Annotated in this window: 13 protein-coding genes; all 13 read right to left on the bottom strand. The window is 44.2% G+C overall.

The window, feature by feature from the left end:
* Positions 1-106: 106 nt before the first annotated feature.
* Complete coding sequence (locus DNHGIG_RS11950) at positions 107-1,150, bottom strand: galactitol-1-phosphate 5-dehydrogenase (RefSeq protein WP_282199792.1); 1,044 nt, start codon at positions 1,148-1,150, stop codon at positions 107-109.
* Positions 1,147-2,670: a xylulokinase gene (gene xylB / locus DNHGIG_RS11945; protein WP_282199791.1), complete on the bottom strand. Its 1,524-nt coding sequence runs from the start codon at positions 2,668-2,670 to the stop codon at positions 1,147-1,149. Before xylB (DNHGIG_RS11945) ends, DNHGIG_RS11950 begins: the two co-directional genes overlap by 4 nt.
* 49 nt (positions 2,671-2,719) lie before the next feature.
* The gene (gene xylB, locus DNHGIG_RS11940; protein ID WP_282199790.1) at positions 2,720-4,234 is read right to left on the bottom strand and encodes a xylulokinase; all 1,515 of its coding nucleotides are present in this window, start codon (positions 4,232-4,234) and stop codon (positions 2,720-2,722) included.
* Between the two features lie 63 nt (positions 4,235-4,297).
* The gene (locus DNHGIG_RS11935) at positions 4,298-5,305 is read right to left on the bottom strand and encodes a zinc-dependent alcohol dehydrogenase family protein (RefSeq protein ID WP_282199789.1); all 1,008 of its coding nucleotides are present in this window, start codon (positions 5,303-5,305) and stop codon (positions 4,298-4,300) included.
* On the bottom strand, positions 5,302-6,366 hold the full coding sequence (locus DNHGIG_RS11930; RefSeq protein WP_282199788.1) for an NAD(P)-dependent alcohol dehydrogenase: 1,065 nt from the start codon (positions 6,364-6,366) through the stop codon (positions 5,302-5,304). The genes DNHGIG_RS11935 and DNHGIG_RS11930 overlap by 4 nt, the downstream gene beginning before the upstream one ends.
* Positions 6,367-6,403: 37 nt before the next feature.
* Positions 6,404-7,219, bottom strand: a complete 816-nt coding sequence (locus DNHGIG_RS11925; protein WP_282199787.1) for a carbohydrate ABC transporter permease — start codon at positions 7,217-7,219, stop codon at positions 6,404-6,406.
* On the bottom strand, positions 7,216-8,154 hold the full coding sequence (locus DNHGIG_RS11920; protein ID WP_282199786.1) for a carbohydrate ABC transporter permease: 939 nt from the start codon (positions 8,152-8,154) through the stop codon (positions 7,216-7,218). Before DNHGIG_RS11920 ends, DNHGIG_RS11925 begins: the two co-directional genes overlap by 4 nt.
* Positions 8,155-8,218: 64 nt before the next feature.
* On the bottom strand, positions 8,219-9,622 hold the full coding sequence (locus DNHGIG_RS11915; RefSeq protein ID WP_282199785.1) for an ABC transporter substrate-binding protein: 1,404 nt from the start codon (positions 9,620-9,622) through the stop codon (positions 8,219-8,221).
* 292 nt (positions 9,623-9,914) lie between these two features.
* Positions 9,915-10,874 (bottom strand): SPFH domain-containing protein, encoded by a 960-nt coding sequence (locus DNHGIG_RS11910; protein ID WP_282199784.1) that lies wholly within the window; start codon positions 10,872-10,874, stop codon positions 9,915-9,917.
* A 1-nt stretch (position 10,875) separates the two neighbouring features.
* Positions 10,876-11,307 carry an NfeD family protein gene (locus DNHGIG_RS11905; RefSeq protein ID WP_282199783.1) on the bottom strand — a complete coding sequence of 144 codons (432 nt, stop codon included), beginning with the start codon at positions 11,305-11,307 and terminating at the stop codon, positions 10,876-10,878.
* Positions 11,308-11,450: 143 nt separating this feature from the next.
* Positions 11,451-11,954: a hypothetical protein gene (locus tag DNHGIG_RS11900; protein WP_282199782.1), complete on the bottom strand. Its 504-nt coding sequence runs from the start codon at positions 11,952-11,954 to the stop codon at positions 11,451-11,453.
* Positions 11,955-12,212: 258 nt separating this feature from the next.
* A complete protein-coding gene (locus tag DNHGIG_RS11895) occupies positions 12,213-12,467 on the bottom strand; it encodes a DUF1292 domain-containing protein (RefSeq protein WP_282199781.1) in 255 nt (84 codons plus the stop codon).
* 82 nt (positions 12,468-12,549) lie between these two features.
* On the bottom strand, positions 12,550-13,437 hold the full coding sequence (rarD, locus tag DNHGIG_RS11890; RefSeq protein ID WP_282199780.1) for an EamA family transporter RarD: 888 nt from the start codon (positions 13,435-13,437) through the stop codon (positions 12,550-12,552).
* Positions 13,438-13,829 lie beyond the last annotated feature (392 nt).

Raw genomic sequence — 13,829 nt, 5'->3', positions numbered from 1 at the left:
CTCTCATGTTTATTTTTATTTTCATATATAAACACAAAGACCACGAATATGTATTCATGGCCCATTTTACTTGGACACTTACATTTTAAAATTTAATAATTTTGTTTTATTCATTTAATAAAATAATTTTTCCTTTTACGAATCCAGGTGCTCGATATAAATCAAAAGCATCCCCTATTCTGTCTAGTGGAAAAACTTTATATATCATATCTTTAAAATTCAATTTTTTCTTTTCCAGAAAATATGCGGTAAGTTCCCATTCTCTTCCTGGATATGGTGCACTGTATGACATCCAGGAACCTGTTAGGATGAATTCTTTACGATTCATCTGCTCAAAGCGTTTAAAATCGAATGTAATATCTCTTGTAGGAGTGCCAACAAAGCATACCTTTGCCTTATTAGCAGCCAGGTCAAAGCTCAGATTCATCGTTATGTTCGACCCCGCCGTTTCCAGCACGACTCCAAAGCCCTTTCCTTTAGTTATAACGAAACATTCCTCTTTAAATCCTTCATGTAATGTATTGATGACATGATCGGCTCCAAGTTTTTTAGCCAGTTCCAATTTTTCATCATCAATATCAAACACAGTGACAGTTTTCGCTCCTAATATCTTTACCCATTGTAAAATGAGGAGTCCAATATTCCCTCCCCCCAAAATGGCCACATCTTCTCCACCTTGGAATTGGATATGATGAAGAGCGTGAAGGGCTACAGCCGAAGGTTCAAAGAATGCGGCCTCTTCGAAGCTCACACTCTCATCCACTTTAATAGCATTCACTTCTGGTAATTTCACATATTCTGCCCAGCTGCCATTGATTCTGGACCCGATAAAAGTATAATTCTTACATTGCGCGTAATTTCCTTTCTGACAATCCCAACATTCGTGACAGGGCACGAGCGGCGCTCCAGCCACCTTATCTCCCACCTGTACCTTTGTCACCTTTTTTCCTATTTTATCCACTATCCCCGAAAATTCATGGCCGAGAACAATCGGATAATAGTGGGCCCCATCCCCCAGTACTCTAGGCAAGTCGGACCCACAGATACCGGTGGCCTTTACCTTGACCAAGACTTCATGGTCATTAATCTCCGGCAGTGGTATATCTTCCACTCTCAAGTCGTCTTTCGCATATAAGACTGCCGCCTTCATGCGTTCCTCTCCTTATATCCCAGTTTTGGAAATATATCTTTTAGCCTGCGGTACGTTTCAAGGTAAATTTCATAGTTTCTTTGGTATTCTTCATATAGAGTTCTATTGGGTTCATGGACTCGCTGAATGTGAAGGGTTTGATTGACGGCTTCCTCAAAGTCTCGATACATACCGATCCCGACCCCTGCAAGGATAGCCGCTCCTAAGGTCGTTGCGGTATCGGAAGAGGGAATCTTAATGACTTTTCCAGTGACATCGGCCTTTATCTGTGTCCATACCAAGCTATTGGCAGCTCCACCCATACTGTGAAGTTCACGAACGGTGACTCCTTTCATCTCAGCCGTTTGCAGATTATGATGGAGGGCATAAGCACAGCCTTCCATGATAGCCCGAACCATATGTGCCCGCGTTTTCTCGAAAGAGAGTCCCAGAAATACCCCCTTGGCATAGACATCCCAGATAGGAGATCTTTCCCCTGCCATATAAGGTAAAAAGATAAGCCCTTCACTGCCGGCTGGTATACGTTCTGCTTCTTCATTCATAGTCCTGAAGAAATCTTGATCCTTGATGTTCCCATATTTATCGGCAAACTCTCTTTTAAACCAATTCAAACTGCCGCCTCCGACCGTACCGCCTTGCAAAATCCATTTCCCTTTGACGACATGACAGCTAAGAATCAATTTTTCATTTTTAACCGCTTGGTCTAAAACAATACTCATGCCGCCGGCTTGGCCGCCTTGCTCCTGCGTTTGACCTTGATGAATGGCTCCCGCTCCCAATGTTCCGCAAGCGGCGTCTAATCCGCCTGCAACAACGGGAATCCCTTTAGCTAATCCACTCTCTTCTGAAGCGCGGCTTGTCACTACTCCAACCACTTCGCTGCACTCGTAAAGATCGGGGAGCAAGCGGGGGTCTATCCCTATTTCTTCACAGAGGTGATCATCCCATTTTCTGCGTTCAATGTCGAAAGCATGGATACTGTTTCCCTGGGAAAAGTCATGAGTGAATTTTCCAGTTAGCTTATACACAATAAAGCTGTTACACTGTAAAAACTTATAGGTTTCTTTATAAAGATCTGGTTCATATTCTTTTATCCATAATATCTTGCCTGTTGTATAGGTAGGAGCCAAAGGATTACCGGAAACAGAAAAGATTCGATCTTCACCTATGGTACGATTCAACTCATCACATTGTTTGGCCGATCTTCGATCCAGCCATATAATCGCATTTCGCAATACATTGCCGTTTCTATCAACCGGAATGGCGGCACCACTTTGGCCATCCACTCCGATTCCTTTAATTTCATCCGGTCGAATATTCGTTTCCACAAACATTTGCCTTGTGGCCCGACAAACCGCCTTCCACCAAGACTCAGGGTTCTGCTCGACATAGTCTAACGCGGGATATAACGTTTCATAATGCTCTGTCCGCTGAAAAACGACCCTCCCCTCTTTGGTAAAGGCAGCCACCTTACATCCGGAAGTTCCTATATCAATCCCGAGCAAATATTCGTTAACCATAACGTTCTCTCCTAGACCTCTCACATGGCTGAATGAAAACCTCTTCTTTTCAGTCATTCATTAGAGCATCGATCTTTAAAAACGTATTTCTTAGGTCTCTATATGACTCTCTAAAAATCGAATAAAAGGATTGATACCTCTGATGAACAGCTCTGTCAGGATATGTGGTATCCGTGATATGGATCCAGGAATCTGCAGCCGATTGCACATCAGGAAACCACCCCAGACCAACGGCGGCCAATATGACTGCACCATATGCAGAGCCACTACGACTTGTACAACGGGACACTGGGATGCCAAAGATATCTGCCGCCATCTGTCTCCAAATTGAACTTTCCGCCGCCCCACCTGTCAGGATCATCGAAGCAGGCGGCGATATTCCGATTTCCTGGATGACATCTATGGATTGACGCAAGGAAAATAGAACACCTTCAAGGACAGCCCTGACCATTTCCTTGCGGGTATGGTGGAATCCGAGTCCAATAAACGCTCCTTTTGCCTTGTTATCCATATAAGGAGTACGTTCCCCAAATAAATAAGGCAAATAAATCAATCCCTTTGAACCTGGGCTCACCGATTGGACAAGTTTCATCAATTCTCCATATGCATCCTGTCCTTCCAGATTCAGAATATGGCGGGCTATCCACTGCAGAGACATTCCGGCTGACAGCGTAGCCCCCATCAAATGCCACACTCCCTCCACTCCATGGCAGAAAGTATGGATTCGTCCTTGCCTATCTGTAACTTCTGTTGTAACTGGGGTGAATATTTGTCCACCCGTACCAATGGTGCATAACCATGTTCCCGGATTGACCACTCCGTTTCCGATGGCCTGGGCTTCAGCATCTCCTGCCCCACATATCACGGGAATTCCGGGATTAAGCCCTAACCATTCAGCTGCACTGACTGTTAAACGACCCACTTGGCTTATCGATGGATATGTCTTCGGTAATTTTTGAACATCAAGATCAAACGATTGTAAAATGGTTTGAGACCATTGTCTTTTTTTGATATCAAACATTAACGTGGCTGAAGCATCTGTCACATCCGTGGCAAAGATCCCTGTTAGAACGTATCTTATGTAATCCTTGGGAAGTAAATAATAGGATGTTTTGGCGAAAAGATCGGGTTGGTTGCGTCGCATCCATAATATTTTGGGAAGTGTGAAACTGACATGAGGACGGCTACCGGTGATTTCCACCCAAGTTTCTAAAGGGATGCGATTTTCAAGTTCCTGAACCTCCTCTTCACAGCGTCGATCAGCCCAGATCATAGCGTAAGAGACCGGTTTTCCATCTTGACCGACAGGAACAAGTCCGTGCATTTGCCCGGTTATTCCTATTCCTTTCAAATGACTGATCCATTCCGGGTGATGGGATCGCAATTCTTCTATACCTTCTTTTAATGCCGCCAACCAATCTTCTGGATTCTGTTCTGCCCAACCCATACTGCGTGAATGAATGACATATTCTTTTGCAGTGGCGTCTACCACTTTTCCATGTCGGTCTACCAAAATCAATTTGATTGAAGAAGACCCAAGATCAATTCCTAACAGAGTATCCATAGTCCTCACATCCAATTTTTTGTGGAAAGAAAGTAGCCACTATGAAGTGACTACTTTCGATTTTTATAATTTAATTTGTACTTTTAGAAGATCTGGATCCTTCGGCTTTGATAAGAAATCTACCGTTTCTTCTAGAGAGATCACTTTAGAAATCAATGGCTTCACATCAATTCTTCCTTCTTTGAGCCAGTGGAAAGCCGGCAAGAACGTATGATTGATTGCCATCGACCCAAGTATAGTCCAGTCCTTGTGATAAATTTTAAAAGGGTTCAATTGGATTTTGGCATTTTCGGGTGTGACGCCGAACTGCAGGAATTTTCCCGTGGGACCCAAAAACTCAAAGGCCTTTTCAATCACTGCGGGGATTCCGGTTACATCGACAACGACATCAAAACCATATGGATATCGCTCACGGTTTAATTCCACATCCATGTCCTTGCTTAGAACGCCCTTGGTGGCTCCGAACTTCTTGGCCAAATCGAGTTTCCCTTCAGAAACATCTACCACAACCAGTTCAGATGCCCCTGCTCTGGATATGGCCTGCACAAGCTGTTGTCCCATGGCACCTGCTCCAAACAGAATGACCCGGTCTCCGACCTGAAGATGTAAACGGTTCATGCCATGAACGACACAAGCCATCGGTTCAATAAAAGCTGCCTCTTCAAAAGACATCGTATCCGGCAATCGAATTACATTTTTTGCGGGAACAGCCACATATTCCGCCATACTTCCGTTCACAGTATTACCTAATGCATTCCAATTCTCACAATGATTCCCCCTATTGGTGAGACAGAACTTACAAGATCCACAGAATATAGATGGATCGGCACTTACCCTGTCCCCTACTTGCAACCCGGTAACCCCTTCCCCGATCTCATAAATGACACCGGAAAACTCATGGCCCGGAATAATTGGATAGGGTGTAATGAATTCACCTTCATAGATATGAAAATCGGTTCCACAAATCCCTACATTTTCGACTTTTATGGTGACTTCACCCGAACCAGGTTTCGGGTAAGGAACCTCCTTGACTACTGCTTGATGCGGTGCCTCAATGACTAATGCTTTCATTTATTTTCGCCTCCATGTGGATAGATCATTACTTTAATGCTCGTATCTTTTTGTGTTCTTGCTACTTCCAGAGCTTCTTTGATTCGGCTCAGTGGATATTTGTGGGTGATAATCTTACCCATATCCAATTGACTGCGACTCAGCGCCTGAATAGCGTCCGGATACGTGTTGGCATATCGAAAGACTCCATAAACATTTAACTCAGAATCTACTAATTGAGGAATATCCAAGGGAATTTCGTTCGTCGCAGGCAATCCTACGAAAACAATACGCCCCCCACGCTTCACCAGATGAATCGTATCCGAAATCGCTTTGCTGTTACCGGAAGTTTCAATAATAACATCGATTCCTTTTTCTTCCGTCAATTGGGAAAGCTGTCCCTGCACATCCCCATCCAAAGGATTCACAACTCCGGTAGCCCCCATTTCCAAAGCCAATTCACGTCGAAATGGAACCACATCACTGCCATAGATTTCAGTAACGCCAAACAATTTGGCTGCCTGGATGGCAAGAAGCCCGATCGGGCCTAATCCAACTACTAAAACGCGGTCACCCGGTCCCACCTTTCCGCGCCGCATCGCGTGGAAGCCAACAGACAAGGGCTCCAGGAGCGCCCCATCTTCAAAACTCATTTCATCAGGTAGCTTATAAAGAAAATCGCTTCGTACCGTGACATATTCCGCCCATGCTCCGTCTACTGGAGGTGTGGCCATAAAAACTACATCCGGACAAAGATTATAACGCCCCGATTTACAATATTCACAGCGGCCACACGTAATCCCAGGTTCAACGGCTACACGATCCCCTATAGAAACATTTGTCACCTTTTCCCCGACTTGTACGACCTCACCGGCTAATTCATGTCCTAAAATGATCGGTTTTTCTACTACATAACGCCCGATTCTACCATGTTCATAGTAATGCACATCCGAACCGCATATCCCGATACAATGAACTTTGATCAGCGCTTCGTCGGGTCCCGGTTCAGGCCGGTTTACTTTTTTTACCTCGATGGATAAGGGTTTATCCATTACAGCTGCAGACATAACTGCTGGACTCATACTTTTTCCCCCATCATTCAAATGGTATAATTAAATATCAACCTTTTACGGCTCCCATCGTTAAACCACGGACGAGTTGCTTTTGCGTGAACCAACCTAAAATCAAGGCAGGAAGTATAGCCAGTGTGGCAACGGCAGACATTTTTGCCCAGAACAGCCCTTCCTGTGTCATGAAGGAAGCCATAAAAATAGGCATCGTCGCGGCATGCGTATAAGTCAAAGTGACTCCAAAAAAGAATTCATTCCAAGCAAAAACCAGGCAAAGTAAAGATGTAGAAATAATACCAGGTCTGACAAGAGGAAGTGTCACCTTGAAGAAACCTTGCCATCCGGTTGCTCCATCGACTTGATAGGCCTCAATTAATTCATAGGGTATATCCTTAAAGAAGGAGCGCATCATCCAGACAACTAACGGCACATTCATGGCTGTATATAGAATGATCAAGGAAATGGGCGTATCTAACAGATTTAAATATTTAAAAACCAAATAGACAGGAACAATCACTCCTACAGCTGGCAGCATTTTTGTTGAAATAAACCAGAAAAGAATATCGTCCCCTTTCTTCATCTTGAACATGGCCAATGCATAGGCTGCAGGAACTCCCAAGATCAGTGCCAATAACGTCGAAGTTAGGGAAATCATGGCGGAATTTTTAAGGTATAAAACGACACCAGAGTCCCAAATCTGTTGATAATTTTCTAATGTCGGTGTAAAAATCAGGGAAGGCGGCATTTTTACAGCATCCCCTTCGAGCTTAAATCCTGTAATGATCATCCAAAGAATCGGAAAGAAAAACAGGAGCGCCAATGCATAGGTAAACAGGGTGAGAATGAAGGATAGCGCCTTTTTCATGACAATTCGCCTCCAAACGTTCTACGCAAAAATTTAAATAATAACGTCATGAAAATCGTTGTGATGATTACAATGATGACACCTACCGCCGAAGCTCCTCCAACATCCCAGCCCTGAAAGCCAATACGGTATACATAGAATGGCAAGTTTGTTGAAGTATATCCTGGCCCACCCGCTGTACTTACATAGATTTCACCAAACGTCTGCATGATGAAGATAAGACCTAATAGAGCAACCACTTCGATATATCTTAATAAATGAGGAACTATGACATAGAAAAATTGATGTATTCTGCTTGCACCGTCCAGCAAAGATGCCTCGAGCAATTCACCTGGCACCGATTGGAGACCTGCAAGAAGAACCAACATAAAAAAAGGTGTCCACTGCCATGAAACCATAAGCATGATCATTTCTAGCGGATATTTGGCTAACCAATCCGCAGGTTGGGTTCCCAAAACACTGGCTAGATATGAAGAGAAGCCGAAGTTTGGGTTTAAAATCATTGTCTTCCAAACGATCCCCGATACCGCTGGCATCACAAAGAACGGGGAGACAAGCATCGTTCTGATGAATCCTTTGCCGAAAAAATTTCGGTTCAATAACAACGCTAACGCCATTCCTAAAATCAAACATAACAGCAAAGGAACAACAGTCAGCAGAAACGTATTTTTAAGAATCTCTCCAAATGCAGGGTCTTTTATAATATTTCTGAAATTGGAGAAGCCTGCAAACGAAATACCTTTATCAGGTCTCATCAAATTCCATTCATGAAAACTGTAATAAACAGTGAATATGAAAGGAATTTGGGTAACAATGCCTACAAAAATAAGGCTTGGCCATAATAACCTTTTCACAGGAGGGGTGGAAATACTTTTCTTGCGTGGCGTTCGTTTGATGTTGGTCTGCACAGGCTCGATAACTTCAACTGTTTTCATACGCCTCTCCTCTCGATTGATGTAATTAGGAGGAGAGAGCTTGCGGCCCTCCCCCTCACAAACTTTATTTTTTGTATCCGCCCTCTTGAGCCACTTTTTCTGCTTTTTGTTGTGCCGTGTTCATTGCATCTTCTACTGTTTTCTGCCCGGCAATAGCTGCAGCGATTTCCTGGCTCACTTCTGTTCCAAGCTGTTGGAACTCAGGGATCGCCACATATTGAATTCCCTGATAAGGAACTGGATCCTTAGTCGGATGCTTATAATCTGCATGTTCCATCGACTGCAATGTGATGTCTGCAAAAGGTGCCGCTTGTTTATATTTCGGGTTCTCATAAGTTGATTTCCGTGTTCCGGCTGGAGCAACCACCCAACCTTCTTTTTCTCCAACCTCTTCTATATATTGCTTGCTAGTAGCCCATGTAATAAATTTAAAGGCTTCTTCCTTATGTTTACTCGAACTTTCCATGCCTAAAGCCCAAGACCACAGCCAACCATTGTTATCCTTCACTTCTTTGGGCGCTAAAGCGTATCCGATCTTACCAGCTACCTTAGAATTCTTCGGGTCATTCAGGAATCCAGCTGCTGTTGTCGCATCATACCACATCGCGGCTTTACCCTGTTGCATCAAAGTGAGGGCTTCGGTAAACCCTGTGCTGGTCGCCCCTGGTTCGCCAGCCTCTTTCAAAAGATCAACATAGAATTTAACCGCTTTCACTGTTTCCGGACTGTTCAATTTGGCATTCCAATTCATATCGTACCAAGAACCGCCGAAAGCATTTATGACCGTATCGAGGGGTGCCAGAATTTCACCCCAACCCGGCAGTCCGCGAAGCACGATGCCCGGAACATTATTCGCTGCCTTTACTTTCTTCGCGATCTCGGCCACTTGATCCCAAGTTGGGTTCTCAGGCATGGTAACGCCTGCTTTCGCTAGCATATCCTTGTTATAATAGAGAATGCTGCTTTCAGCATTAAATGGTGCTGCATACAACTGATTGTTATAGGAGAGAGCATCTCTTAAAGCTGGGAATATATCATTCAGATCATATTTTGCTTTTTCATCCGCGGACATCTTGTCCAAATATGGAGTCAACGGCTCCAACCACTTGTTTTTCGCCCAAATTGGGGTATCATACATCCCGACAGTCACAATGTCGAATTTTCCAGCCCCGAGGGCCACATCCTCAGTTACCTTTTTCCGAAGATCGTTTTCAGGAAGAACCACCCAGTTGACTTTAATGCCGGTTTCTTTTTCAAATTCCGGCGACAATTTTTTCATGATCATCATGTCTGGATTGTTTACAGTAGCAATGGTAATGGATCCCTTCCCCCCATCGCCACCGGATCCACCTCCGTTCGCTGGTGCAGCATTATTAGCTGATGAACCGGAAGATCCGCACCCCGTCAGCGCCAGAGTAGTTAAGGTTAGTGCGCTTAAAACATTCAACCATCTCTTTTTCATCTTCATTCATAACCCCCCTTTAAATTCCGTTCGGATGTAAGCCTTTACGACACCACTTACATCAGGACAAATATAAATTTGGACTTTCTGATGTCCATTATACCTGGTTAGTATACGAAATAGTGTGACTACTTGCTCAAATTTGTCATATTTGATTTCATGACAACGCTTAATAAGTTCCTGACAAACCTGAGTACATAGATAGATAATTGCTCTCAGTATTTCATGTGAGATTCTCTTCACCATATAAACAAGCTTAGGCGGGGATGTTGAACCCCCGCCTGATGACAGCCTGCTGTTATGTTTGACGAATAGATTGACTTTTCTCTTTTGGTGTCTCAAACACTTTCGCGATCGCTCCGACACTCCCGAGCACATTCGCCACATCGGACGGAAGTATGATCGTCGTCGCTTGACCGTTGGCAACCTCACCGAGCGCTTCAAACGATTTATAAGCTAACACTTGCGCGTCGAGCCCTGCCTCCCGAAGCGCCTCGATCCTCGTTTTTTCCGCTTCGGCGACCAGGCGGATCGCTTCCGCTTTTCCTTTGGCCTCGAGCTCGAGCGATTCTTTTTTCCCTTCCGCGATGCGAATGTTCGCTTCTTTCTCCGCTTCTGCGCGTAAGATCATCGCCTGCTTTTCGCCATCGGCACGCAAGATCGCCGCTTGTCTTGCACCTTCCGCTTGCAGAATCGCCGCCCGTTTTTCCCGTTCCGCTTTCATCTGTTTTTCCATGGCATCCTGAATTTCCTTAGGTGGTTTGATATCGATCACTTCCACTCGATCGATGCGTACCCCCCAAGTTTCGGTTACCTCATCCAGAGCGTTACGCAATTCCATACTGATCTTGTCACGTCCTGACAATGTTTCATCGAGTTCCATTTTACCGACGACCTGGCGGATGTTTGCCGCCGTGATGTTTTGGATTCCCTGTACGAAATTTTGGATTCCATATGTGGCTTGTTTCGGATCAATCACTGTATAAAAGAAAATCGTGTCGATTTGGATCTGCACATTATCTTTGGTAATGACCATCTGAGGAGGAACTTCCGCTTGTTGCGTACGTAAATCGAGAATGCTTTTCACATTGTCGATAAATGGTACAATAATATTCACACCTGCCGTCAATGTCGAATGGTACTTCCCCAATCGTTCCACGATCGCCACACGTTGCTGTGGAATGATACGAATCATTTTCGCTATGGTAATGAGCACCAAAACGATCAGCAACACTGCAAAAATCAAAGAAAACAACATCTCATCTCTCCTCCTTGAGATCAGGTTCGACAACGAGAATCGAACTTCTCACTTCCCGGACAAGAATCGGCGTTCCCGTTTTCACCGTTGTATCCGCGACAGCACTCCATGTTTCCCCATCGATGCGCACCATCCCCATGCGCCCCGGTTCAATGATCGATACCGCTATTCCTCGGCGTCCAACAATCGTCTCTACACGAGACACATACGTTTTTCGCTGTTTCCAATTTTTTAAAAGCGGTTTTATGAAAAAAGACAAGCCTACCGTTGCCACACTCGCACAAATGATTTGCCAGAGCCAGGAAACCTGGAAAAGAGATAAGATCATACCGATCAGGGAACCGATTGCTACCCACAAAAGAAAAAATGTTAAAGACATGATTTCTACGATTCCAGCAAAGACAGCAATGATCAACCAGATCCACCAACTCACTGCACATCCCCCCTCCCCAAGATGTATAAGATAAGTATTGCATACCAATCTATGTTATTTCAACCTAAAAAATACTATTCAAGTAGCTTGTCCTAAGTTCTAAGAAAGAACGATCAAATAGAAGATTCCATCTTTTTACTTCTCTATCTCCGCCAAAACATACGCCTCACTCTCATGGGAATACGCATTCGTTTTTTCCATCTTCGTCTAGAGATTCCCGTTTTTCCAGACGGCCACTTCGCTAGAACAATCAGTTTAATCGTACCAAGTAAAAAAACGGTGATCGCGATGAAGATGATCACCCATTGAAGGATCACCGCCCTCGGATACTGGATGGTGAGTGTATTCGGCGTATGATCCTTGATAACGACATAGCTCCCTTCCGCATCAAAAGTGGGAGAAGTGCCGGGGATTTTCACCGTTTGGAAGCCGTTGTAAAATTGCATCCTTCCTTGATCGTCCACTCCCCCGTATTGCCATTTTCCGATGACATCTTGTCCAATGGTGATCATGTTCACAAACGGGTTCCATGTATAAAAAGGCAATAGCGCACGAAACACTTGAACGGAAAAGAACAGAGCAACCACAAGGAAGATAACTCCAACGATGAGAATCGGTGCAGCCTGTCGTTGACGAATCAGCTTCACGAGTGAACCCCCTTTTCTTGCCTCCCTTAACCAAACCCTATGTTTGAAGACGGTAAAAGATGACCGAAACAGATTCCTGGTCAATCGAGTAGAAAGGGAATTGCAAAAAAGCGGTTACCTCAGGAAGAAGGTTCTATGTATGCAACATAAGATAAAAACAAAAAAAGTCATTGTCAGCTCCCTCAAATTGAAAGGATACTGATAATGACCAAATTCATAACTTACTCTCAAACGTTATTGAAGATAGAAAGTTTCATCCTAATCTGCCGGTGCGGCATCAACCGCAATCTCGTAGGCATTTAGGATCGATTCTCGTTCCACGGGGTCTGTGATGCCGACAAGATATTGATCTCCACCGTTCCCTTCCACACGCATAAGAAGGGTCTCATGCTCTGACGACAGGAGTACATAGGAGCGATCATCCATGTCGAATAATGCTTCGACTGCATACGCCTTTTCTTTTCCTTCTTCATCTTCAATTGTTATATAGTCTCTTTCTTCATGCTCCTTCACTTGATTCCACCTCACAAAAGAAGCTTTTACTCTAAGTTGCCCAGAAACGGCCCCATTATTTCTTAAAGTAGCAATTCGTAGGTCATGTTTGTACGGCACGTTTGTTTTGGCTTTCCCGGTTTTTTGTCAAATGAATCGTATAAACGATCAATGCACTCCAAATGAAACCAAAACTGATGATTCCCATGTCTGTAAACGGTTCATGATACACAACTACCCCCAGGATTAACATGATTGTCGGTGCAAGGTATTGAATAAATCCCAAAACGGACAATGGCAGACGCTTCGCGGCCTCCGTAAACCACAATAAGGGTAGGGCTGTAGCCACCCCCGAGAGGCAAAGTACGAAGAGTCTCCATCCAGATAACATGTGCCATGCCTGACCGCCTTGCTCGAACACGATCAAGTATATGAGAGCAATAGGAAGAACCAGTAACGTTTCAACCGCTAATCCCACAGTAGTATCTACATGAACTTTCTTTTTGGCGAGTCCATACAATCCAAACGAAATGGCCAAGGAAATCGAAATCCATGGAAAGTGTCCGTAGCTTATCGTAAGGATCATCACGCCGATCATTGCTAACGTAACGGCTCCCCACTGCAGGCCTTTTAACCGTTCTCGTAAAAACAAAACACCGAGCATGACATTGACGAGAGGATTTATATAATAACCGAGACTTGCTTCAATCACGTATCCGTTATTCACCGCCCAAATATAAGTCACCCAGTTTGCGCTGATAAGGAGTGAACTGATCGTCAATGTGAATCGATTTTTCTTATCTGATAAAAGTTGTTTGATTTCACGTCCTCTCTTCTTGCATACGATCAATACCAAAACAAATAGAGCGGACCAAAGAATCCGGTGAGACAAGATCTCCCATGCTCCTACACTTGAGAATACTTTCCAATAAATCGGCAACACGCCCCAAGCCGTATACGCCAAAATGGCATAAATATACCCAATGTTCATGATAAACCCCTCTTCCGTCTCATCGCATATTTCCAAGTGTAGCACGTATGGTACATGACGAACAATCGGGACAAAACAACATCCTTTCGCATAGTTCACTAGTCAAACGCATGCGAGGATTGATAGGCAGTGGGCTATGAACTGCTCATTTCAACTTATGATATATGTATTCATGTTGGTAAGCAGTATAGCGATACAACACATCCGAAAGCCATTCCGATATCTGTGACAGCCTCAAACTTCTTTTCCACACATGAAACTTTTCATCCTCTTATACGCCGCCCGAGGCATCGGTAGCTACATAGCAAAAGGGCAGTCCAGAACGTAAAAATAAAGTTCTGGACTGCCTCCGTCACATTTTACTATTTCCCACTATCACCTGAAAGACATGT

The sequence above is a fragment of the Collibacillus ludicampi genome (assembly GCF_023705585.1).
GTDB classification, from domain to species: domain Bacteria; phylum Bacillota; class Bacilli; order Tumebacillales; family BOQE01; genus Collibacillus; species Collibacillus ludicampi.
The sequence above is the reverse complement of the archived record's forward strand: the minus strand, read 5'-3'. Positions and strand labels throughout refer to the sequence as shown.

Excerpts from the sequence above, each read along its gene's own strand:
- DNHGIG_RS11930 (WP_282199788.1), bottom strand. The coding sequence starts at position 6,366 with ATGAGTCCAGCAGTTATGTCTGCAGCTGTAATGGATAAACCCTTATCC.
- rarD (WP_282199780.1), bottom strand. The coding sequence starts at position 13,437 with ATGAACATTGGGTATATTTATGCCATTTTGGCGTATACGGCTTGGGGC.
- DNHGIG_RS11915 (WP_282199785.1), bottom strand. The coding sequence starts at position 9,622 with ATGAAGATGAAAAAGAGATGGTTGAATGTTTTAAGCGCACTAACCTTA.
- DNHGIG_RS11910 (WP_282199784.1), bottom strand. The coding sequence starts at position 10,874 with ATGTTGTTTTCTTTGATTTTTGCAGTGTTGCTGATCGTTTTGGTGCTC.
- DNHGIG_RS11925 (WP_282199787.1), bottom strand. The coding sequence starts at position 7,219 with ATGAAAAAGGCGCTATCCTTCATTCTCACCCTGTTTACCTATGCATTG.
- xylB (WP_282199791.1), bottom strand. The coding sequence starts at position 2,670 with ATGGTTAACGAATATTTGCTCGGGATTGATATAGGAACTTCCGGATGT.
- DNHGIG_RS11920 (WP_282199786.1), bottom strand. The coding sequence starts at position 8,154 with ATGAAAACAGTTGAAGTTATCGAGCCTGTGCAGACCAACATCAAACGA.
- xylB (WP_282199790.1), bottom strand. The coding sequence starts at position 4,234 with ATGGATACTCTGTTAGGAATTGATCTTGGGTCTTCTTCAATCAAATTG.
- DNHGIG_RS11950 (WP_282199792.1), bottom strand. The coding sequence starts at position 1,150 with ATGAAGGCGGCAGTCTTATATGCGAAAGACGACTTGAGAGTGGAAGAT.
- DNHGIG_RS11935 (WP_282199789.1), bottom strand. The coding sequence starts at position 5,305 with ATGAAAGCATTAGTCATTGAGGCACCGCATCAAGCAGTAGTCAAGGAG.